The sequence below is a fragment of the Micromonospora coxensis genome (genome assembly GCF_900090295.1).
Taxonomy (GTDB): Bacteria; Actinomycetota; Actinomycetes; order Mycobacteriales; family Micromonosporaceae; genus Micromonospora; species Micromonospora coxensis.
In genome coordinates this window covers 4,279,452-4,300,282 of the sequence record NZ_LT607753.1, presented here as the reverse complement: position 1 = coordinate 4,300,282, position 20,831 = coordinate 4,279,452, and the positions used below count along the sequence as shown (strand labels likewise).

Sequence of the window (20,831 nt, the reverse complement as noted above, 5' to 3'; positions counted from 1 at the left end):
GCCTTCCACCTGCGTGTTCCTGCCCACACCCGGGCAATTTGACGCCGGGTCGCGACGGCCGGGAGCATACCGGCGGAACCGTCGGCGACAGGTGACGCCGGGGTGGGAAGGCGACTCCAATGGCGACACCGATGACCGACTCCACCGTGCTCACCCGCCGGGGTGTGCTCAGCGCGGCGGCCGGGGCCCTGCTGCTCGGCGGTTGCGCGCCGGCCGGCACGCAGGACGACACGGAGCCGGACGGCACCGCCTCCCCGGGCGGCCCGGAGCTGCTGATCGGGGTCAGCCTGGAGCTGACCGGCCGGGGCGCCGCCCTCGGTGTGCCCCAGGAACGGGCCCTGCAGATCAGCGTGGAGGACATCAACGTCGAACGCGTCCAGGTGGGCAACCTGCGTCGGCGCGTACGGCTGCTGGTGCGGGACAACCGGGGCGACGCCCGGCTCGCCGCCACGCAGACCACCGACCTGATCCGCAACGATCGCGTGCACGCCCTGCTCGGCACCACGCTGCCCGAGACCGCCATGGCCGTGGCGGGGGTGGCGCAGCGGCTGCGCACCCCGTTCGTCTCGCTCGCCCACGGCGACGGGATCGTCCTGCCGCTGGCCCAGCGGACCTACATCTACAAGCTCACCCCGGACGCGGTCGACGTGGCCCGACGGCTGGCCCAGCTCGCCCGTTCACAGGGCCTGGAGCGGGTGGCGGTGCTGGCCGCCGACGGGCTGCACGGCGACGCCGGGGTCCGGGCCCTGACGGCCGCCCTGCGGGCCGTGGGGGTCGAGCTGGACCGGACGGTACGGCTCCCCCGAGGCGGCGCCGACTTCGCCGACGCGGCCGAGGAGACGGTGGCCGACGAGCCGGACGGCGTGTTCCTCTGGGCCGCCGCCCCGGACGCCGGGGGCGCCGCCCGGGCACTGCGTCGGGCCGGCTGGCGCGGGCCGCTGTTCCTCGACGCCGCGGCGGTGACCGAGGAGACCCTGGAGGGCAGCAACGCCACCGCCGTGGAGGGCGCGTACGCGGTGCATCCCGCCTGTCTGGGTGGCTCCACCCTCACCAACACCACCACGGCGGCGCTGGCCCGTCGGGACTTCGTGTTCCGCTACATCCAGCAGCACGGCGGGTTCAGCGGCTTCGCCCCGTACGCCTCGGACGGGCTCCACCTCATCGCGGACGCCGCCCGGCTGTCCACCAGCGTCGACCGTGGCCGGATCCGGGCGTTCCTGCAGACGCTGGTCACCGACGGCATGGTCGGCCCGTACGCCTTCACCCCGATCCGGCACAGCGGGCTGGAGCGCGACTCGCTGGGCGTCTACACGGTGTCCCGGGGCAGCTGGGTCCGGATCTCCTGAGCGAGCCGCCGGGCCGGTGGCCCGGGTGGGCCCGGTCGGCGTCGCCGGCCGGGCGCTGTCGTGTGCGCCACCCCGCCCCGGCCCGGACTCGTGCCGGACGGGGACGGCCGGCCGCCCCTCCGCACCCGGCCGAGGACACGACGACGCGCCCGGTGACGGCCGGAGCCGCCAACGGGCGCGTCGGGAGCCGTCAGGCCGGCGCGACCGCGCGCGAGCGACGCATGGTCAGCACGTACTCGACCAGCGAGATCAGCACGTGCTTGGTCGACTCCCGGTTACGGGCGTCGCAGGCCACCACCGGCACGTCGTGCGAGATCGCCAGCGCGTCCCGGACGTCCTGCGGGTCGTGGTACTGCATCCCGTCGAAGCAGTTGATGGCCACCAGGTACGGCAGCCGCCGGTGCTCGAAGAAGTCGATCGCCGCGAAGCAGTCGGCCAACCGGCGGGTGTCGACCAGGACCACCGCGCCGATGGCGCCACGCACCAGTTCGTCCCACATGAACCAGAACCGCGTCTGGCCAGGCGTACCGAACAGGTACAGGATCAGGTCCCGGTCGATCGAGATACGACCGAAGTCCATCGCCACGGTGGTCGTCGTCTTGCCCGGCACCTGCCGGGTGTCGTCGACGCCCACGCCGGCGGAGGTCATGATCGCCTCGGTGGTCAGCGGCGTGATCTCCGAGACCGAACCGACCAGCGTCGTCTTGCCGACGCCGAAACCACCGGCGATAACGATCTTCGCCGACGTCACGCGCCCGCTCGGGGCCGGCGGCCGGTGCGACATGTCAGAGCCTGCGAAGTCCACTCAGCACCCTCTCCAGCAGTTCAGTGCCCACCGCGTCGTCCGAGTCGTCCAGAATGGTCGGCTCGTGGACCGCGACCAGGCCGTCCGTCGCCATGTCGGCGATGAGCACCCGGGCCACACCCAGTGGGAGCTGCATCCGCGCCGCGATCTCGGCCAACGACTGCACGCGTCCGTCACACAGCGCGGCGATGTACTGGTGCTCACGGCCCTGGCCGCCGTTGCCACTGGCAGCGGCGCGACCGCGCACCGTCGTCTCGACGAGCGCCTCCATGGCGATGTCGAGCCGGGGACGGGTACGACCACGGGTCACGGCGTATGGACGGACCAACGCTCCGGTCGGTTCGTCACGATCGGCCATGTCGCCGCTCACCTCCTTCGTACCCGGCACCGGCTCTCGCCCGGTGGCACCCGTCGTTGTTGTTGTGTCGTTGCCGCCGTGCCGACCGCCTGGTCAGCTCGGTCAGCCCATCATCCCGACAGCCGTACGCGGCTGCGGCGTCAGCGCGTCGCCCACCCGGTCGACGAGGAGCGCCATCTCGTAGCCGACCTGGCCGACGTCGCAGCTACGGGCGGCCAGCACGGCGAACGAGGAGCCGTCCGAGATGGACATCAGGAACAGGAAGCCGTTGTCCATCTCGACCACGGTCTGCAACACCGCGCCGCCCTCGAAGCAGCGGGCCGCACCCTGGGTCAGGCTGACCAGGCCGGAGGCGATGGCGGCCAACTGGTCGGCCCGGTCCCGCGGCAGGTCCCGTGACGACGCGAGGAGCAGGCCGTCCGCGGAGACGGCGACCGCGTGCGCGACACCGGGCACCCGGTCGGCGAAGTTGGCGAGCAGCCAACCGAGATCCTGCGTAGTTGTCATCCTTCTTGCTCCTTCTGCCCGCTCCCGGCCGCCGGGCCGGAGCCAGACTGCGAGGATTGCTGCCCTCCCGAAGTCGCCTCCGGGTTGGTGGGGTTGCTGTCCGAGGGGTTGCTGCGGCCGCGCTGCACGCCTCGATGGTAGGCGGAGAGCAGGCCGCGCACGGCCTCCGGCGAACGCCGCTGCACCGAGGTGGTCGGCTTCTCCACCGCACCGGGGACGAGCTGCGCCATCGGCGTCCGCTTCGGCAGGCCGGTCTGGGTGGTCGCGGCCACCGGCACCTCGGAGGCGGCCACGGCGGCACGCCAGCCGTCGTCGGCCGCGGTCTGCCAGCCCGGGGACTGCTGCGGGGCGGGCCGGCGGTGGGGCAGGCCGTCGGTGTGCCCGGGGCGGGCGCCCCCGTTCGCCGCCGAACCGTTGTCGAACGGCGTCCCTCCGGCGGTCGGAGTGTTTGCCATCGGTGCGACACCTGCCGTCCGTGGTGCGGTGTTCTGGACGGGTCGACCGGCGGCGTCGGCGGCGGGCGTCTGCTGGGCCGCGGTGCCGTTGGACGCCTTCGCGCCGGCCGCCTCCTCGGGGCCCGGCTTGCGGGTACGGAACCAGGCCGACTCCAGCTCCCGGAAGATCGGCAGCTCCATCGTCTCGTCCGCGTACCGCTGCCGGTTGGCCGTCTCCTGCGGGGTCGGCGGCCGGTTGACCGGCGCGGTCTGGCCGGCGCGCGGCTGCGGCACCGCGGGCTGCGCGGTGGGCTGCCGAACCGCCGGCGGGGCGGCCGGGGCCGGCGTCACCGGCGGGGTGGCCGGCGCCGACGGCTCGGGACGGGCCACCCGGGGCAGCTCCGTGGTCATGTCGAGCGCGGCGGCGAGCCGCTCGGGCACCGGCGGGGCGGCCGCGTCCCGCTCGGGGTTGGCCACCGGCGGCCAGGCCGGCGGCGCTCCCGCGCCGGGCGGGGTCTGCCGGGGCGGGACGGAGACCGGCGCGGCCGACACCGGCTGGCCGGAGACCGGCGCGGCGGAGACGGGGTGACCGGAGACCGGGTGACCGGAGACCGGGGCGGCGGAGACCGGGTGGCCCGAGACCGGGACGCCGGAGACCGGCGGCAGCGGCGGGGCGGAGACCGGCGGGACCACCGGGGGCCCGGAGACCGGCGGGAACGGCGGCGAGCTGTACGGACGCGCCTCGGGGCTGCTCGGCAGCTGCCGCGGGATCACCGGCTGCTGGCCGGTGACCGACGGGTCGCCGTCGGAGGAGCGCCGCTGCGGCAGCGGGTCGATCGGCTGCCCGTTGGCGGTCCGCGGGGCGAAGCTGTCGTCGCCGTTGATCCCGCTGGCGCCGGTCAGGTCCGACCAGGCCGGCATGGCGCGACCGCCACCGGCGTTGGCCGGGGCGCCGTTGCGCTGCGTCGGCTCGAACGGCCGGCCGCCGAGGGTGACCTGGTTGCCGGACTCACCGGTGCGCGGAGCCGGGCCGTTGCCGAGCGCGGGCAGCGCGCCGAAGACCGGCGTCGGACCGGGCTGCGGGGCGGGCGTGCCGGCGGGCAGCGCGGCGGCCTGCGGACCCCGGCCGGAGAGCGCCCGGGGCACCAGCACGCTGGTGGGCATGGTGACCTCGGCGACCGTGCCCCGGTCGGTGCCCGGTCGCAGCTCGACCTTGACCCCGTGCCGGGAACCCAGCCGGGCGACCACGACCAGGCCCATCATCCGGGAGACGGCGACGTCCACCTGCGGCGGCGTGGCGAGCCGCTCGTTGAGGTCGGCCAGCTGCTCGGCGCTGATGCCGATGCCGTGGTCCTCGACGTAGAGGGTGGCCCGGTCCCCGATCCGGCGCGCCTCGACCATGATGTGCGAGTCCGGCGGCGAGAAGGCGGTCGCGTTGTCGAAGAGCTCGGCGACCAGGTGCACCATGTCGTTGACCGCGTGGGCCGCGACCTCGATGTCCCGGTCGATGACCCCGAACTCGATGCGGGTGTAGTGCTCGACCTCGGACTGCGCGGCGCGCAGCACGTCGATCAGGGCGGCCGGCTCGCGCTGGACGCGGGTGGAGTCGGCGCCGGCGAGGACCAGCAGGTTCTCGTCGTTGCGGCGCATCCGGGTGGCCAGGTGGTCGAGCTGGAACAGCTCGGCCAGGCGGTCCGGGTCCTCCTCGCCGCGCTCCAGCCGGTCGAGGTGGCCGATCAGCCGGTCGACCAGGATCTGCGAACGGCGGGCGAGGTTGACGAACATCGTCGCGACGGAGGAGCGCAGCGCGGCCTGCTCGGCGGCGGTGCGGACCGCCTCCAGGTGGACCGCGTTGAACGCCTCGGTCACCTGGCCGAACTCGTCCTTGCTGCGCACCGGCAGCGGCTCGGCGATCTGGTTGGCGAGCTGGACCGGGGAGAGCTGACCGGTGACCTGCGGGTCGCGCAGCCGGGCCACCGCCTGGGGCAGGCCGTACTGGGCGATGGAGAGGGCGCCCTGACGCAGGTCGCGCAGCGAGCGCGCCATCGACCGGGCGACCAGGTACGCGAAGAGGATGGCCAGCAGCAGCATGCTCAGCAGCAGGCCGGTCTGCAGGAACACGGTGCGCTGCACGTCGGAGCGCAGCTCGTCGGCCTGGCGGACCACGTTGCCGTCGAGCTTGACCTCCACGGTGCGGATCAGCGCCGCGTTGGAGACCATGGCCGCGTCCCACTGGTCCGGACCGAAGGGCACCCCGGCGATGCTCTCGGTGGAGCGGCTGTCCATCCAGCCGCTGTAGTTGTCGGCCTGACGCCGGTCGGCGCCGGTGACGGTCTGCTCGAGGAACTCGCGCTCGGCCCGGGTGGCCACCGAGTTGAAGGTCTGCAGGGCCAGGCCCTCACCGGCCTGGCTGGCGATGTAGTCCCGGCGCAGCGGCGAGATGTACGCCTTCTGGATGAGCACCTGGTGCACCGCGACGCGGCGCAGCGACAGGAACTCCTTGGACCGGGCCACCGCGGTGGCGGCCCGCATCCGGTCGCTCAGGTCGTTGTCGCCGGCGAGCTGGGTGACCGAGTCCCGGATGCTGATGAGCTGGTCGATCAGCCCCTGGTACGACCCGACGGCGTTGCTGATGGTCAGCTTGCCGTTGTAGACCTGGCTGCGGGTGCCCGGCAGGTCGGTCAGCTCCTGGTCGATCCGGTCGAGCAGGGTCTCCAGGCTGCCCGGGAGGTCCTCCAGCTGGGCCCGCTGCTGCAGGTACGGCAGCTTGGACCGGTCGACCCGGGAGTTGACCCGGTTGTACGCCTCCTGGTACTGCTCCCGCGCCTGCCCCTTCTGCGAACCGAGCAGCAGGACCGCGGCGGTGCGCTCGTCCTGGAGGCTGTTGACCAGGTCACCGGAGTGACCGACGAGGTTCGCCAGGTCACCGGCCCGGTTGGCGTTGTTGAGCGTCTGCAGGTTGTCGACCAGGCCACTGGTGCCCACCACGACCGTGGCGATGGTCGGCACGATCATGATGAGACCGAGCTTGGACCAGATCGGCATGTCGCGGAGTCGGCCGGCCGGCCGACGCAGACGCGACAGGAAGGAGCCCGCCGTCTTTGGCCGTTTGCTCACGTCACCGCCCTCGCGATTGCAGCGTCCCCGCGTTGCCCCGGGCAACGCCCAGCGACCGACCCGGCGGGTCGGACCCCCGAGATTCCATCACGCCGTCTCAGAAAGAGAAAGCCCAGGTTGGCGGTCGCTGAGGGTGTGATGAGATGTTGATGCAATTTGATAGCAATCCGTCTGGCCGGAGTTACCGAACGTAATGGAATACCGTCACCGCGTTGTCCTCCTCGCCGGCCCTTCCGGCTCCGGAAAGTCGTACATAGCGCAGCGAACCGGACTTCCGGTGCTGTGTCTGGACGACTTCTACAAGGACGGCGATGACCCTACGTTGCCGCGCCGCGACGGGCTGGTGGACTGGGACTCGCCGGAGTCCTGGGACGCCGGAACAGCCGTGGAAACAATTGCCCGACTGGCCCATGAGGGCAAGGCCGAAGTGCCGGTTTATGCGATCGGTGCCGACCGGCGGGTGGCCACCCGGCCGTTCGAGGTGACCGGATCGCCACTCTTCATCGCCGAAGGGATCTTTGCCGCCGAGATCGTCGAGGAGTGCCGCCGTCGCGGGCTGCTGGCCGGAGCGTACGCGCTGCGCCGGCCGCGCGGGGCCACCTTCGTCCGGCGGCTGGCCCGGGACCTGGCGGAGCAGCGCAAGGCGCCGAAGGTGCTCATCCGGCGCGGAGTGGCGCTGCTGCGGGCGGAACCGGCCGTCCTGCGCCGGCAGACCGGCCTGGGGGCCGAGGCCGCCCGGGCCCGCGAGATCCTGTCGCGGGTGGCCGGCATGGTCGCCGGCCACCCACGGCAGTGATCAGCCCAGCAGCTTCGCGTACGCCGGCTTGATCACCTCGTCGATGATCTCCAGCCGCTCGTCGAACGGGATGAAGGCGCTCTTCATCGCGTTGATGGTGAACCACTGGAGCTCCTTCCAGCCGTAGCCGAAGGCCTCCACCAGCAGCGCCATCTCCCGCGACATCGAGGTGCCGCTCATCAGCCGGTTGTCGGTGTTCACCGTCACCCGGAAGCGCAGGTCACGCAGCAGACCGATCGGGTGCTCGGCGATCGACGCGGCGGCCCCGGTCTGCACGTTCGACGACGGGCAGAGCTCCAGCGGGATGCGCTTGTCCCGGACGTACGCGGCCAGCCGGCCCAGCACCGGCCGCGGGCCGGGGGTGATGTCGTCCACGATCCGTACGCCGTGACCCAGCCGGTCGGCGCCGCACCACTGGATGGCCTGCCAGATCGACGGCAGGCCGAACGCCTCGCCGGCGTGGATGGTGAAGTGGAAGTTCTCCCGCTGGAGGTACTCGAAGGCGTCCAGGTGCCGGGTGGGTGGGAAACCCGCCTCCGCGCCGGCGATGTCGAAGCCCACCACGCCGGCGTCCCGGTGCCGGACGGCCAGTTCGGCGATCTCCTGCGAGCGGGCGGCGTGCCGCATCGCGGTCAGCAGGGTGCCGACCCGGATCGGCGTGCCGGCCGCGGCGGCCTCGGCGGCGCCCTCGGTGAAGCCGGCCACCACCGCCTCCACCACCTCGTCCAGGGTGAGGTTCTGTTCGAGGTGCTGCTCCGGGGCGAACCGGACCTCGGCGTAGACCACCCCGTCGGCGGCCAGGTCCAGCGCGCACTCGCGGGCCACCCGACGCAGCGCCGGTGCGGTCTGCATGACGGCGACGGTGTGCGCGAACGTCTCCAGGTAGCGCTCCAGCGACCCCGAGTTGGCGGCCTCGACGAACCAGCGGCCGAGCGCCTCCGGATCGGTGGTGGGCAGCTCGTGGCCCACCTCGGCGGCGAGTTCGACGACCGTCGCCGGCCGCAGGCCGCCGTCGAGATGATCGTGCAGCAGCGCCTTCGGGACCTTGACGATGTCCTCGTATCGGATTGCGACCATGCTCAGACCCTAGTCAGCCGACGACCCGACCGGCGGGACGACCCTCGACGCCCCGTCACCGGCCGACGACCTACCCGGACACCCGGCCCGACCCGGGCACGTACGCTTCCCGGGTGAGCGCGCCGCACCCGTCCGAGCAGCCGGTGGCCGTGACGCACCCGCAGGTCCTCGCGCGGCTGCGCTGCCCGGTCTGCGCCGAGCCGCTGGCCGAGGCCGCCACCGGCGGCGCCGGCAGCCTGCGCTGCCCGCGCCGGCACAGCTTCGACGTGGCCCGCCAGGGGTACGTCAACCTGCTCACCGGCCGTGCCCCGCACGTCGGGGACACCGCGCAGATGGTCGCCGCCCGGGCCGACTTCCTGGCCGCCGGGCACTACGACGTCGTCTCCGCCGCCCTGGCCGAGGCGGCCCGGCCGGTGGCCGAGCGGGTCGCCGGGGCGTACCCGCTGGTGGTGGACGCCGGGGCGGGCACCGGCCGGCACCTCGCCGCGGTGCTGGCGGCGCTGCCCGACGCCGTCGGCCTGGCCCTGGACGTCTCCAAGCCGGCGCTGCGCCGCGCGGCCCGCGCCCACCCCCGGGCCGCCGCCGCGCTCGCCGACACCTGGCAGCGGCTGCCGCTGGCGGACGCCTCGACGGCCGTGCTGCTCGACGTCTTCGCGCCGCGCAACGGCGCGGAGTTCCACCGGGTGCTCGACCCGGACGGGGCGCTGCTGGTGGTCACCCCCACCGGGGCTCACCTCGCCGAACTGGTGGACGCGCTCGACCTGCTCCGGGTCGACCCGGCCAAGGCCGACCGGGTCGCCGACAGCCTCGCCGGCCACTTCACCCCGGAGCGCGACGAGACGCACGCCGCCCGGCTCACGCTGACCGGCGACGAGGTGGCGACGCTGGTCGGGATGGGACCGAGCGCGTGGCACACCGACCCGCAGCGGCTGGCCGACCGGATCGCGGCGCTCCCCCGGCCGGTCGCGGTCACCGCCGAGATCCGGCTCACCGTCTGGCGGCCCCGCTGAGTCAGGTGGAGAGGTCGACCTCTTCCCAGCCCGGCGGCTCGTCGTGGTACGGCCCGCGCAGCACCACCGCCCACTCCAGCGCCCAGCGCCGCTGCCCGATCGCGTTGGCGTCGACCAGCCCCGGCAGGCGCCGGCCGGCCCGCTCCGTCTCCAGGTACGCCCAGTCCAGGCAGTAGTGCAGGTCGAGCAGGGCAGCGGCGTCCGCCGGGTGCTGCGGCGCGGCCAGGATCCGGGCCCGCCACTGGCCGAACAGCTCCCCGCCGGCGATGTGCGGCATCCGCTCCACCAGCCGCTCGTCCACCGGGATGGTCGGGTCGAGCTGCTTGGTCAGGCCGAGCACCCAGGCCAGCGAGAAGAGCGCGTCGTGGTGCAGCACGAAGGAGCGGTGGTCGCCCTTGCCGCCCATCACGAACTCCCACTCCGGCGGCGTGACCATGTCCACCAGGTGCGAGGCGAGCAGCCACTCCATCGCCGCTCGCGGGGGCATCCCGAAGCAGCGGGCCAGGATCAGGTGCAGCACGGCGATCCGCGCCTCGATCTCGCCGGTGGGGCGCAGCTCGATCTCGTCGCCCGGCTCCCACACCAGCGGGAACTGCGCGGGCGGCAACGGCAGGCGCAGCCGGGACAGCTCGTCCAGGCTCGCCTCACGGACTTCCCGTGGATCGGGGGCGGGTACGCGCACGGCTTGCATCCCTGTCTGCTCACATCCGGCTGACGCCGGTCCATCCCCCCTGGCCAGGGAGGATAGCCGTCCGGACTGGCCGGCACCATGGCCCGGCAGGGCGGTCGGCCGACCGGCCCCGGGGGCCGACCGTTCAGCTGATCCGCTCGATGACCAGCGGCGACGCGGTGGACGGGGCCGACGCGATGCGGACCGCCCGCTCGGCCTCGGCCCGGGCCGCCGGGATCCGGGTGCCCTGGTCGGCGCGGAGTTCGTAGAGCGGGTCGCCGGCCCGCACCGGGTCACCGGGACGCTTGTGCAGCACCACGCCGGCGGCGGCGCTGACCGGGTCCTCCTTGCGGGCCCGCCCGGCGCCGAGCCGCCAGGCGGCCACCCCGATCGCGTACGCGTCGACCGACTCGACGAAGCCGTCGGCCTCGGCGCGGACCACCTCGACCTCGTTGGCGGTGGGCATCGGGGCGTCCGGGTCGCCGCCCTGGGCGCGGATCATCGTGCGCCACGAGTCCATCGCCCGCCCGTCGCGCAGCGCGGCGGCCGGGTCGGCGTCCGGCAGGCCGGCCGCGTCCAGCATCTCCCGGGCCAGCGCCAGGGTCAGCTCCACCACGTCGGCGGGCCCGCCCCCGGCCAGCACCTCCACCGACTCGGTCACCTCGACCGCGTTGCCGACGGTCAGGCCGAGCGGGGTGGACATGTCGGTGAGCAGGGCGACCGTCCGCACACCGTGCGCGCCGCCCAGCTCGACCATGGTGCGGGCCAGCTCGCGGGCGTCGTGGACGGACTTCATGAACGCGCCGGAGCCGACCTTGACGTCGAGCACCAGCGCGCCGGTCCCCTCGGCGATCTTCTTGCTCATGATCGAGCTGGCGATCAGCGGGATCGCCTCGACGGTGCCGGTGACGTCGCGCAGCGCGTACAGCTTGCGGTCGGCCGGGGCGAGCCCTTCGCCGGCCGCGCAGATCACCGCGCCGACGTCGCGCAGCTGGGCGATGAACTCGTCGTTGCTCAGCGCGGCCCGCCAGCCGGGGATCGACTCCAGCTTGTCCAGGGTGCCGCCGGTGTGGCCCAGGCCGCGCCCGGACAGCTGCGGCACCGCGGCGCCGCAGGCGGCGACGAGCGGGGTGAGCGGCAACGTGATCTTGTCACCGACGCCGCCGGTGGAGTGCTTGTCGACCGTCGGCCGGGCCACCGGCGACAGGTCCAGCCGCTCGCCGCTGGCGATCATCGCGGCGGTCCACCGGGCGATCTCCGGCGCGGACATGCCGCGCAGCAGGATCGCCATGGCCAGCGCCGACATCTGCTCGTCGGCGACGAGCCCCTTGGTGTACGCGTCGACCACCCAGTCGATCTGGGCGTCGCTCAGCACACCCCCGTCCCGCTTGGTCCGGATGACGTCAACCGCCGTGAACGCACTCACCTTTGAGTCCCATCAGATAGATCGAAAGTCGCGTCGGGCACCAGGCCGCACCGCCGCACGGGCCGGAACCGCCGGGGATCGGGCCGACGGTGACCGGCGGAGGGATCAAGCCTGACCGCCCGGAGCCGGGTCGCCGTCGGCCCGATCCCCCGAGCTCAAGAAGCAGACCAGCGGAGCGGAACCTCCATCGGTGGCTCCCCCTCACCGGCCCAGAAGATGGTGCCCGACGCGTCCACCACCACCACGCGCGGCGTCCGCGCCAGCCCCCAGGTGATCGCCTCGGCCGGGTCGTCCCAGCTGGGCCCCTCCTCCAGCACGCCGGTCTCGGCGCCCTCGTCACCGGCGGACCGCTCCCAGTACGCCGTCCACACCTGCTGCCCGGCGGACATGTCGGGGTGGACGAAGACGGTGCCCCGGCCCCGCCAGGCGGCCAGCCGGTCGGGCACCACCGGGACGGGGTGCTCCCCGGTGACCGCCTCGATGTCGGCCACGTCGAAGGCGTGCGGCAGCAGCTCGGCCATCCGCAGCGGCCGGCCCTTCGTCTCCACCAGGCACTCCGGGCCGCCGTTCTCCCAGAGCAGCTGCCGGCACCGGCCGCAGGGCATCAGCGGCTCGCCGGTGGCGTCGACGCAGGACATGGCGACCAGCCGGCCGCCCCCGGTGGCGTGCAGCGACGACACGACGCCGCACTCGGCGCAGAGAGTGACGCCGTAGCCGGCGTTCTCCACGTTGCAGCCGACCACGATCCGCCCGTCGTCGACCAGGGCGGCCGCGCCGACCGGGAACTTGGAGTACGGCACGTACGCGTGCCGCATCACCTCGGTGGCGGCGGCCCGCAGCCGCTCCCAGTCGATGTCGGTCATCCCACCATTCTGCCGAAGTCGGCCTGGTCGGACGCGGGAAGGGTCCCCTCCGGTGGCCGTCGACACCGCCGGTGGGCCGGGGCGGCCGATGGCCGGAGACGACCGTGCCCGGCGGGGAACTCCCCACCGGGCACGGATCGTCGGTACGCGTCAGCCCTTGACGTACGGCTTGCCGTCCGCCGCGGGCGCCCGGACCCGGCCGACCAGGCCGGCCACGGCCAGGATCGTCGCCAGGTAGGGCAGCATCGCCAGGAACTGGCTGGGGATGCTGCTGCCGATCGCGCCGAGGTAGGTGGCGAGCTGGTCGGCGAAGCCGAAGAAGAGCGCCGCCAGCAGCGCGCCGGTCGGGCTCCACCGGCCGAAGATCAGCGCGGCGAGGGCGATGAAGCCCTTACCGCCGATCATGTTCTTGGTGAAGCTGTACAGCGCCAGCGTGTACGAGGCGCCACCGATGCCGGCGACGACACCGGCCAGCAGCACGTTGCGGTAGCGCAGCCCCAGCACCTTGACGCCGAGGGTGTCCGCCGCGGTCGGGTGCTCGCCGACCGAGCGGGTCCGCAGACCCCACCGGGTACGGAACAGCGCGATGTGGATGACCAGCACCAGCAGCAGGCCGAGGTAGAGGAAGAGGTTGCCGCGGAACAGCGCCGGCCCGATCACCGGGATGTCCTCCAGCAGCGGGATCTCCCAGTTGGTGAAGCGGGGCGCGCTGTTGTACTTCTCCGCGTTGGTCTGCATCAGCCGCTCGTAGAGGAAGCCGGTGATGCCGACCGCCAGCAGGTTGAGCACGACGCCCATGACCACCTGGTCGACCAGGTAGCGGATGGCGAAGACGGCCAGCAGCAGCGAGATGAACGCGCCACCGATCGCCGCGGCGACCAGGCCCACCCACACGCTGTTGAACAGGCTGCCGAAGAGCGCGCCGCTGAAGGCGCCCATCAGCAGCTGGCCCTCGATCGCCACGTTCACCACGCCGGAGCGCTCGCAGAGCACGCCGGCCAGCGCGCCGAAGATCAGCGGCAGGGCCAGGATGAACGTGCCCCGCACGATGTTGACCATCGGCATGAAGTTGCGGCCCTCGGGGGCGGCGGAGACCTGCCAGCAGAGGAAGCTGAGCACGAAGGTGACCAGCCCGACGCCGAGCACCAGGGTGAACCAGCGCTTCGGCACCCCGGCCAGCAGCGCGCCGCCGGCCGCGGCGGCGATCACGCCGAACAGGATCGCGCCGATCGTGCCGTTGATCTCCAGCGCCGCGCCGCCCTCGGTCTCGCTGAGGGTGAAACGGGCCTGCTGGTCGGTGGCGAGCGCCCCGAAGAGCACCGCGGCCAGCACGCCCAGCGCCAGCAGGGCCGCGCCGACCTTGCGGTTGCGCGTCCAGAAGCCCTCGTCGACCGTGGCGGTGGCGACGTCGGGAACAGCCATGGTGGACATGCCTCACCAGCCCTTCGCGAGGCTCGTCTGCAGCCGGGCCGCGCGGGCGGCCCGGAGCTGGAAGATCGCCTTCACCAGGGCCGGTGCGGCGATGAAGATGACGATCAGCGCCTGGAGGACGGTGACCAGCTCCAACGAGATCCCGGAGTACGACTGCATCCGGTTGCCGCCGGCCTGGAGCGCGCCGAAGAGCAGCGCCGCCAGCAGCACGCCCCACGGCTTCACCCGGCCGAGCAGCGCCACCAGGATGCCGTCGAAGCCGATCTGCGCGACGACCAGCGGGGTCAGCGCGTTCGCGGTCGAACCGAGCACCATCTGGCTGCCGCCGAGGCCGGCGAGCAGACCGGCGATCGCCATCACCAGCACGTACGTCTTGGTGACGCTGATGCCGGCGGTCCGGGCGGCGTCCGGGTTGGCGCCGACCGCGCGCAGCTCGAAGCCGAGCGTGGAGCGGTTGAGCAGCCACGCGACGAACCAGGTGGCCAGCACCGCGAGCAGGATGCCGGCGTGCACCCGCAGGTCGTCACCGAGCAGCCGGGGCAGCTGGGCGGAGGAGTCGACCGGCTTGCTGATCGCGTCCGCCCGCTCCGGGTTCTGCACGCCGTTCTGGATGATCACCCAGGACAGGAAGTACACCGCGACGTAGTTGAGCATGATCGTGTTGATCACCTCGTGCGCGCCGGTGCGCGCCTTGAGGATGCCCGGGATGAAGCCCCAGACCGCGCCGCCGATCGCGCCGGCGATCAGGGCGACGATCAGGTGCACCACCGGCGGCAGCGGCAGCGCGAAGCCGGCGACGGCGGCCAGGATGACGCCCATCGTCGCCTGCCCCTGCGCGCCGATGTTGAACAGGCCGCCGCGGAAGGCGAGCGCGACCGACAGGCCGGTGAAGACCAGCGGCGCGGTGTAGGTGAGCGTCTCGGAGATCGGGCCCATCGCCGCGGAGAACCCGGAGGCGTCCGGGTCGAAGACCGCGCCCTTGAACAGGTTCGCGTACGCCTCGCTGACCACCGTCCAGCTGGCGTTGAGCGCGTCCGCCGGACGGGCGGTGATGTAGCCGTAGGTGGCCAGCACCTCCGGGTCCGACACGATGATCAGGACCGCGCCGAACAGCATCGCCAACAGCAGCGCGAGCACCGTCACGGTGACCGTGTTGGCGGCCCAGAGGTTCTCCAGGAAGAGCCGGCCCAGCGAGGGACGGGGCTCGTCGGGGCGCTTCGGGGCGGTCATGGTCGTCGCGCGGTTCGCACCGGCGGCCTCGGCCTGCGCCGCCTCGGTCGCCGGCTCCTTGTCCGGGGAGCCCGACGCCGGGTTGGAGTGGGTCATGCCTTGTCCTCGTTGCCAGGGCTCTCGGGGGTCGGGGCCGGGGTGGCGGCGTCCGTCCCGCCGGGAGCGCCGCCGGTCGGGGTCGCGCCGGCGGTGTCCGGGGTGATGCCGGCCATCAGCAGGCCGATCTCCTCGCGGGGGGTGTCCGGGCCGACGAGGCCGATGATCCGGCCGCGGTACATGACCGCGATCCGGTCGGCGAGCCCGATCACCTCGTCCAGTTCGCTGGAGACGACCATGACGGCGGTGCCGACGTCCCGCTCGCGGATCACCCGGCTGTGGATGAACTCGATGGAGCCGACGTCGACGCCCCGGGTCGGCTGGGCGGCGATGAAGAGCTTCAGCGGCCGGGACAGCTCCCGGGCCACGATCACCTTCTGCTGGTTGCCGCCGGAGAGGGTGCCCACCGCGGCGTCGGCCGACGGGGTACGGACGTCGAACTGCTCGATCCGCTCCTTGGCCGACCTGGCGATGGCGTCCGGCTTGAGGGCCAGGCCCTTGCCGAACGGCGGCCGGTCGTAGATGTCGAGGACCAGGTTCTCCGCCACGGAGAACTCCTTGACCAGCCCGTCGACGCTGCGGTCCTCGGGGACGTAGCCGACCCCGGCGTGCAGCACCTTCTTGGTGGACCAGCCGTGGATCGGCTGGCCGTCGAGGGTGACCGTGCCGGCGAGCGTCGGGCGCAGCCCCATGATCGCCTCGATCAGCTCGGTCTGGCCGTTGCCCTGTACGCCCGCGACGCCCAGCACCTCACCGGCGTGCACGGTCAGGTCGACGCCGTCGACCGCGCGCACCTGCCGGTCGTCGTCCACGACCAGGCCGCTGACCTCCAGGATCGGCTTGCCCGGGGTGGCCGGTTGCTTGTCCACGGTGAGCTTGACGCTGCGGCCGACCATCAGCGCGGCCAACTCGTCGCGGCTGGCCTCCGGGGAGGCGGTGCCGACGGTCTTCCCGCGCCGGATGACGGTGATCCGGTCGGCGATGGCCTTGACCTCGCCCAGCTTGTGGGTGATGAAGACGATGGACTTGCCGGCGGCCTTGAGCGACCGCATGACCGCGAGCAGTTCCTCGGTCTCCTGCGGGGTGAGCACGGCGGTCGGCTCGTCGAGGATGAGCAGGTCGACGTCGCGGGTGAGCGCCTTGACGATCTCCACCCGCTGCTGGATGCCGACCGGCAGGTCCTCGATCACCGCGTCCGGGTCGACGCGCAGGTTGTACCGCTCGGAGACCTCGGCGACCTCGCGCCGGGCCCGCCGCCGGTCGAGGAAGCCGACGATGCCGCCCCGGACCTGCTCGGCGCCGAGCATGATGTTCTCCGCGACGGTGAAGACCGGCACGAGCATGAAGTGCTGGTGCACCATGCCGATCCCGGCCGCGATCGCGTCCGACGGGCCCTTCAGCTTGAGCGGCTTGCCGTCGACCAGGATCTCGCCCTCGTCGGGCTGGTAGAGCCCGTAGAGGACGTTCATCAGGGTCGACTTGCCGGCGCCGTTCTCGCCGAGCAGGGCGTGGATCTCTCCAGGCTCCACCGTCAGGTCGATGTGGTCGTTGGCGACCAGATCACCGAACCGTTTGGTGATGCCGCGCAGTTCGAGTCTCAGCGCAACCTCCTGGAGTGCGAGCGATGGTGCAGCGTAGCTGCCGGTGGGCCGGCCGCCCGACGGGGTGGGCCGGCCGGTGGAGCGGATCGGCCGCCCCGGCGTCCGTGGGTTCTACCCCACGTGGGCCGAGGCGGCCGATCGTCATGCCTGGTGCCCGCCGGCCTCCGCTGCCGATGATCCCATCGCGGCGGCCGGGGAGGCGGTCACTTGGTCGGCTGGGCCTTCGAGGTGACCGTGATGGTGCCGGCGGCGATGTCGGCCTTGATCTTCTCGACCTCGGCCTTCAGCTCGGCCGGGACCTTGCTGTCGAACTCGTGGTACGGGGCGATCGAGACGCCGTTGTTCGCCAGGTTGCCGACGAAGCCCGGGGTGGCCTGCAGCTTCTCGCCACCGGCGGCCTTGAGCACGGCCTCCTTGACGGCGTCCGGGATGTTCTTCACGACGGTGGTCAGCAGCGCCGAGCAGTCCGGGGTGCTCTCGCAGCCGTCGACGTCGACCCAGATGACCGAGTACTTGCCGCCCGAGGCCTTGGCCGCGGAGGTGGTGCCCAGGCCGGCGCCGCCGGCGACCGGCATGATGATGTCCGCGCCCTGGGCGACCAGCGCGTCGGAGACCTTCTTGCCCTCGTCCTGCTTCTGGAAGTCGTTGGTGAAGGAACCCTTCTGGGTCGCCTTGTCCCAACCCAGGACCTGGACGTTCTTGCCCTTGGCCTTGTTGTAGTACGCGACGCCGTCGGCGTAGCCGTCCATGAAGATGGTCACCGGCGGGATCGGCAGGCCACCGTAGGTGCCGACCTTGCCGGTCTTGCTCATCCCGGCGGCCAGGTAGCCGGCCTGGAAGGCGGCCTGGGCGGTGTCGAACTGCATCGGGTAGACGTTCGTCTCCGGCAGCTTCGCGTCGACGATCGCGAACTGCTGGTTCGGGTTCGCCTTCGCGATCTTGCCGGTCGCGTCACCCATCAGGCCACCGACGGCCAGGATGAAGTCGCACTTCTGGTTGACGTACCCGGTCAGGTTGACCTCGTAGTCCGCCTCGGCCTTGGACGCGACGTACTTGATGTCGATGTTGTCGTTCTCCTTCTTCGCCTCCTGAAGGCCCTTCCAGGCGGAGGTGTTGAAGGACTTGTCGTCGATGCCACCGACGTCGGTCACCATGCAGGCGCTGTACTTCTTGCCGCCGGTGCCGGCGTTGTTGTCGTCCTCGGGAGCCTCACCACACGCGGCGGCGCCCAGCACGAGCCCACCCGCCACGAAGGCGGAGGCGATCCGCATCCCACGCACAGAGCGCAAGACGTCTCCTTCCATTGCTCACCGCGGTTGATGCGGTGGCAGCCTTTGACCGACGAGCGCTGTGCTGCCGGCATCCCACGTTACGGACGGGAGCGTACGCCCGCGCCCGACCACCGGCCGACAATCGTGCACGACTGTTGAGCGCCTGTTATCCGGGTGTGACCGTGGCGTGGGGCAGATCACTCACCGTACTGGCGAGTGACCCTGCGGGTGTCCCGTACGTCCCTTTCCGGCGACCCCCGGACAGCTCCGGCGGACTACCGCCAGAAGACCGCCACGGCGGCGGTGACCAGGGTCAACCCGATGATCGCGAGGAAGTGGCCGCGGGCCACCTGCTCCCGCTTACGGGAGAAGAAGACCATGACAAAGATCAGCAGGGCCAGCACCAACTTGGTAACAAGTTTCGCGGGGGCCGGCTCGTCACCGTCGCGCAGCGGCGCGGAGAGGCCGATGCCGGTGATCAGCTGGATCACCGCGCCCCAGAGCATGGCCGCGTTGATCCGCAGCCGGCCGCCGACGTACTGGGCGACGGCGCCGCCGAGCAGCAGCGCGAACCCGATCAGATGGACGTAGAGGAGTACGAGTCGAAGAGCTTCCACGGGGGCCATCCTCCCCTACCAACGACGGTTTGTAGTAGTGGGCCGGCCGGCCGTCTCCGATCCGTGATCTCGACGGCGGCCCGGCCGGCCGGGCCACGGGTCGTCCGCGACCCGGCCGGGGGCGTCTCAGACCAGGCGCCAGACCTGGAAGGTGGGGCCGTCACCCGGCAGGGTGACCACGCCGTCGGCGTCCGGGCGCAGGGCGGGCGCGCCGCCGTAGGCGTTCTCCCCGGCCGGCAGGCCGGCCAGCCGGACCGGGGCGCCCGGCGCCCGGCGGGCCAGCACCAGCACCGAGCCGGTGGGAGCCTCGCGGAGGAAGACCAGCGTGTCGGCGTCGGCGTGCACCCAGCGCAGGCCGCCGTGGCGCAGCGCCGGCTCGTCGCGGCGCAGCGCCAGCAGCCCCTGGTACGCGGCGAAGGTCGCCCGGTCCCAGCTCTGCGGCCGGTGCCACGGCATCGGGGTGCGCGAGCCCTCGCCGTTGGTGCCGGTCAGCCCCAGCTCGTCACCGGCGAAGACCACCGGGGTGCCCGGCATGGTGGCGAGCAGACCGGCGGCCACCTCCTGCCGGGCCGCGTCACCGACCACGGTGCGGATCCGGGCCGAGTCGTGCGAGCCGAGCAGCTGCCAGGAGTGCGTGTACGACCGCCAGGAGATCAGCGACCGGTAGGTGTTCATGGTCGCCAGCACCGCGTCGGCGTCCCGCCGGCACACCCCGCCGGGGGTGCCGAGGAAGTTCGGCACCGGCTCCTCGCCGTGCCGCAGCCAGGACCAGACCGGGTCGGTGAAGCCGACGTAGTTCATCGTGCCGTGCCAGCCGTCGCGGTCCAGGTCACCGGTGTGGTCGTGCCCGTGCTCGGCGAGCAGCAGCCCGTCGCGGCGGGTCTCGGCCACCACCTCGCGCAGCAGCCGGGCCACCTCGTGGGTGTACGCGTCCGCGGCGCGCCGGCCGGTCATGTTCGCCACGTCGACCCGCCAGCCGTCCAGGGCGTACGGCGGGCGCAGCCAGCGGCGCAGCAGCGAGTCCTCGGCGGTGGCGAAGCGGCGGCGCAGCTCGGCGCTGCCCCAGTTCAGCTTCGGCAGCGACTTGACCCCGTTCCAGGACTCGTAGTCCGAGCCGCCGGCCAGGTCGAAGTAGTACAGCTCCCGCTCGGGGGCGGTGACGTCGCTGACGGCGGCGGTGAACCACTGGTGGGCGTCGCCGGTGTGATTGCTGGTGATGTCACCGAGCAGCCGCCAGCCCCGGGCGTGCACCGCGTCGGCGAGCCGGGCCAGCGCGGCGTCGCCGCCGAGCAGCGGGTCGACGGTGTCGAAGCTGGCGGCGTCGTACCGGTGGTTGGAGCGGGCCGGGAAGACCGGGGTGAGGTAGAGGGTGTTGACGCCGAGCCGGGCCAGGTGGTCCAGGCGCTCGGTGATGCCGTCCAGGTCGCCGCCGTAGAACTGGTGCGGCGTCTCCGGTCCGCGCCCGATGACCGGGGTGTCCCAGTCGCAGGGGATCGCCCAGTCCGGCGCGGTGCGCGAGTCGGCGGCGGCGGAGCGGGCGAACCGGTCCGGGAAGATCTGGTAGATCACCGCGTCCCGCGCCCAGGCCGGCGGCGGGGCGTAGCTGACCAGCTTGAAGTCACCGTTGTCGGGCACGTCGTGGGCGACCAGGCCGGCGGCGTTGAGCCAGCGGTACCCCTTCGTGCCGGAGAGCATGAACCGGTAGTTGCTGACCGGGTTGCGGACCTCGACGTCGGCCCGCCACCAGACGTCACCGCCCTCGGTGCGGTCGACGACGGCCTCGGCGAAGCGGGGCTCGCCGTCCCCGGTCGTCCGGACGTGCACCTGGCGGACGTCGGCGCCGGCCGGGACGCGGACGAAGACCGGCACGGTCTGCCCGAGCGCCGGCTCCTGCTCCGGGACGTAGGTGGCGGATCCGTCGTGGTGCGGCTGCAGGGACATGGCACGAACCTTTCGGGTACGAGGTACGAGGAGGAGAGGGGACGACCACCCGGTCGGCCCGGAACTGCTCCGGTGTACGTCGTCGACGCCGACGCCCTTGCCGCAGCGTTGCTCGTCGGGGTGGGCGGCCGGACCCGTGCGGACCCGACCCGCCGGCCGGGTCGGACCCGGCCCGCCGGTCGGTGGCCGCACGTACCCGGCCACCGGTCAGTGGCCCGGACGGACCCGGACCACC

General features: G+C 72.8%; 17 protein-coding genes. 3 read left to right on the top strand and 14 right to left on the bottom strand.

Going from position 1 to position 20,831, the window contains the following annotated elements; genetic code table 11:
• The first annotated feature begins 131 nt into the window (after window positions 1-131).
• Window positions 132-1,346, top strand: coding sequence for an ABC transporter substrate-binding protein (locus tag GA0070614_RS19745; protein WP_231933338.1), 1,215 nt, complete (start codon window positions 132-134; stop codon window positions 1,344-1,346).
• Between the two features lie 190 nt (window positions 1,347-1,536).
• On the opposite strand, the gene GA0070614_RS19740 is transcribed toward GA0070614_RS19745, so the two are convergent.
• From GA0070614_RS19740 to GA0070614_RS19725, 4 genes are all read right to left on the bottom strand, one after another.
• The gene (locus tag GA0070614_RS19740; RefSeq protein WP_088977353.1) at window positions 1,537-2,130 is read right to left on the bottom strand and encodes a GTP-binding protein; all 594 of its coding nucleotides are present in this window, start codon (window positions 2,128-2,130) and stop codon (window positions 1,537-1,539) included.
• A 1-nt stretch (window position 2,131) separates the two neighbouring features.
• Window positions 2,132-2,509, bottom strand: a complete 378-nt coding sequence (locus GA0070614_RS19735; RefSeq protein ID WP_088964879.1) for a DUF742 domain-containing protein — start codon at window positions 2,507-2,509, stop codon at window positions 2,132-2,134.
• Window positions 2,510-2,611: 102 nt separating this feature from the next.
• A complete protein-coding gene (locus tag GA0070614_RS19730; RefSeq protein WP_013283992.1) occupies window positions 2,612-3,016 on the bottom strand; it encodes a roadblock/LC7 domain-containing protein in 405 nt (134 codons plus the stop codon).
• On the bottom strand, window positions 3,013-6,567 hold the full coding sequence (locus GA0070614_RS19725) for a sensor histidine kinase (RefSeq protein WP_088977352.1): 3,555 nt from the start codon (window positions 6,565-6,567) through the stop codon (window positions 3,013-3,015). The genes GA0070614_RS19730 and GA0070614_RS19725 overlap by 4 nt, the downstream gene beginning before the upstream one ends.
• 277 nt (window positions 6,568-6,844) lie before the next feature.
• On the opposite strand from GA0070614_RS19725, the gene GA0070614_RS19720 reads away from it, so the two are divergent.
• Window positions 6,845-7,363, top strand: a complete 519-nt coding sequence (locus tag GA0070614_RS19720) for an ATP-binding protein (RefSeq protein ID WP_231933337.1) — start codon at window positions 6,845-6,847, stop codon at window positions 7,361-7,363.
• On the opposite strand, the gene GA0070614_RS19715 is transcribed toward GA0070614_RS19720, so the two are convergent.
• Window positions 7,364-8,440 (bottom strand): adenosine deaminase, encoded by a 1,077-nt coding sequence (locus tag GA0070614_RS19715; protein ID WP_088977350.1) that lies wholly within the window; start codon window positions 8,438-8,440, stop codon window positions 7,364-7,366.
• A gap of 149 nt (window positions 8,441-8,589) precedes the next feature.
• Here GA0070614_RS19715 and GA0070614_RS19710 point away from each other — a divergent pair, with 149 nt between their 5' ends.
• A complete protein-coding gene (locus GA0070614_RS19710) occupies window positions 8,590-9,450 on the top strand; it encodes a putative RNA methyltransferase (protein ID WP_088979530.1) in 861 nt (286 codons plus the stop codon).
• 1 nt (window position 9,451) lies between these two features.
• On the opposite strand, the gene GA0070614_RS19705 is transcribed toward GA0070614_RS19710, so the two are convergent.
• The 9 genes from GA0070614_RS19705 to GA0070614_RS19665 all read right to left on the bottom strand — a co-directional run bounded on the left by GA0070614_RS19705 (window position 9,452) and on the right by GA0070614_RS19665 (window position 20,596).
• Entirely contained in the window at window positions 9,452-10,141 is a 690-nt protein-coding gene (locus GA0070614_RS19705) for a DUF4272 domain-containing protein (protein WP_172892467.1), read from the bottom strand.
• A 124-nt stretch (window positions 10,142-10,265) separates the two neighbouring features.
• A complete protein-coding gene (locus tag GA0070614_RS19700) occupies window positions 10,266-11,546 on the bottom strand; it encodes a thymidine phosphorylase (RefSeq protein ID WP_088977349.1) in 1,281 nt (426 codons plus the stop codon).
• A gap of 155 nt (window positions 11,547-11,701) precedes the next feature.
• Window positions 11,702-12,409, bottom strand: a complete 708-nt coding sequence (locus tag GA0070614_RS19695; RefSeq protein ID WP_088977348.1) for a cytidine deaminase — start codon at window positions 12,407-12,409, stop codon at window positions 11,702-11,704.
• 150 nt (window positions 12,410-12,559) lie between these two features.
• Window positions 12,560-13,840 (bottom strand): ABC transporter permease, encoded by a 1,281-nt coding sequence (locus GA0070614_RS19690; protein WP_088977347.1) that lies wholly within the window; start codon window positions 13,838-13,840, stop codon window positions 12,560-12,562.
• 3 nt (window positions 13,841-13,843) lie between these two features.
• Window positions 13,844-15,166, bottom strand: coding sequence for an ABC transporter permease (locus GA0070614_RS19685; RefSeq protein WP_088977346.1), 1,323 nt, complete (start codon window positions 15,164-15,166; stop codon window positions 13,844-13,846).
• On the bottom strand, window positions 15,163-16,707 hold the full coding sequence (locus GA0070614_RS19680; RefSeq protein ID WP_331715114.1) for an ABC transporter ATP-binding protein: 1,545 nt from the start codon (window positions 16,705-16,707) through the stop codon (window positions 15,163-15,165). Before GA0070614_RS19680 ends, GA0070614_RS19685 begins: the two co-directional genes overlap by 4 nt.
• A 263-nt stretch (window positions 16,708-16,970) precedes the next feature.
• The gene (locus GA0070614_RS19675; protein ID WP_172892608.1) at window positions 16,971-18,038 is read right to left on the bottom strand and encodes a BMP family lipoprotein; all 1,068 of its coding nucleotides are present in this window, start codon (window positions 18,036-18,038) and stop codon (window positions 16,971-16,973) included.
• Between the two features lie 275 nt (window positions 18,039-18,313).
• Window positions 18,314-18,655, bottom strand: a complete 342-nt coding sequence (locus tag GA0070614_RS19670; protein ID WP_088977343.1) for a hypothetical protein — start codon at window positions 18,653-18,655, stop codon at window positions 18,314-18,316.
• Between the two features lie 126 nt (window positions 18,656-18,781).
• Window positions 18,782-20,596, bottom strand: coding sequence for a glycoside hydrolase family 13 protein (locus GA0070614_RS19665; RefSeq protein ID WP_088977342.1), 1,815 nt, complete (start codon window positions 20,594-20,596; stop codon window positions 18,782-18,784).
• Between the last annotated feature and the right edge of the window lie 235 nt (window positions 20,597-20,831).

What these genes read in the sequence shown, in the direction of transcription:
- GA0070614_RS19745 (WP_231933338.1), top strand. Translation starts at nt 132, where the DNA reads ATGACCGACTCCACCGTGCTCACCCGCCGGGGTGTGCTCAGCGCGGCG.
- GA0070614_RS19740 (WP_088977353.1), bottom strand. Translation starts at nt 2,130, where the DNA reads ATGTCGCACCGGCCGCCGGCCCCGAGCGGGCGCGTGACGTCGGCGAAG.
- GA0070614_RS19735 (WP_088964879.1), bottom strand. Translation starts at nt 2,509, where the DNA reads ATGGCCGATCGTGACGAACCGACCGGAGCGTTGGTCCGTCCATACGCC.
- GA0070614_RS19730 (WP_013283992.1), bottom strand. Translation starts at nt 3,016, where the DNA reads ATGACAACTACGCAGGATCTCGGTTGGCTGCTCGCCAACTTCGCCGAC.
- GA0070614_RS19715 (WP_088977350.1), bottom strand. Translation starts at nt 8,440, where the DNA reads ATGGTCGCAATCCGATACGAGGACATCGTCAAGGTCCCGAAGGCGCTG.
- GA0070614_RS19705 (WP_172892467.1), bottom strand. Translation starts at nt 10,141, where the DNA reads ATGCAAGCCGTGCGCGTACCCGCCCCCGATCCACGGGAAGTCCGTGAG.
- GA0070614_RS19695 (WP_088977348.1), bottom strand. Translation starts at nt 12,409, where the DNA reads ATGACCGACATCGACTGGGAGCGGCTGCGGGCCGCCGCCACCGAGGTG.
- GA0070614_RS19690 (WP_088977347.1), bottom strand. Translation starts at nt 13,840, where the DNA reads ATGTCCACCATGGCTGTTCCCGACGTCGCCACCGCCACGGTCGACGAG.
- GA0070614_RS19685 (WP_088977346.1), bottom strand. Translation starts at nt 15,166, where the DNA reads ATGACCCACTCCAACCCGGCGTCGGGCTCCCCGGACAAGGAGCCGGCG.
- GA0070614_RS19675 (WP_172892608.1), bottom strand. Translation starts at nt 18,038, where the DNA reads ATGCGGATCGCCTCCGCCTTCGTGGCGGGTGGGCTCGTGCTGGGCGCC.
- GA0070614_RS19665 (WP_088977342.1), bottom strand. Translation starts at nt 20,596, where the DNA reads ATGTCCCTGCAGCCGCACCACGACGGATCCGCCACCTACGTCCCGGAG.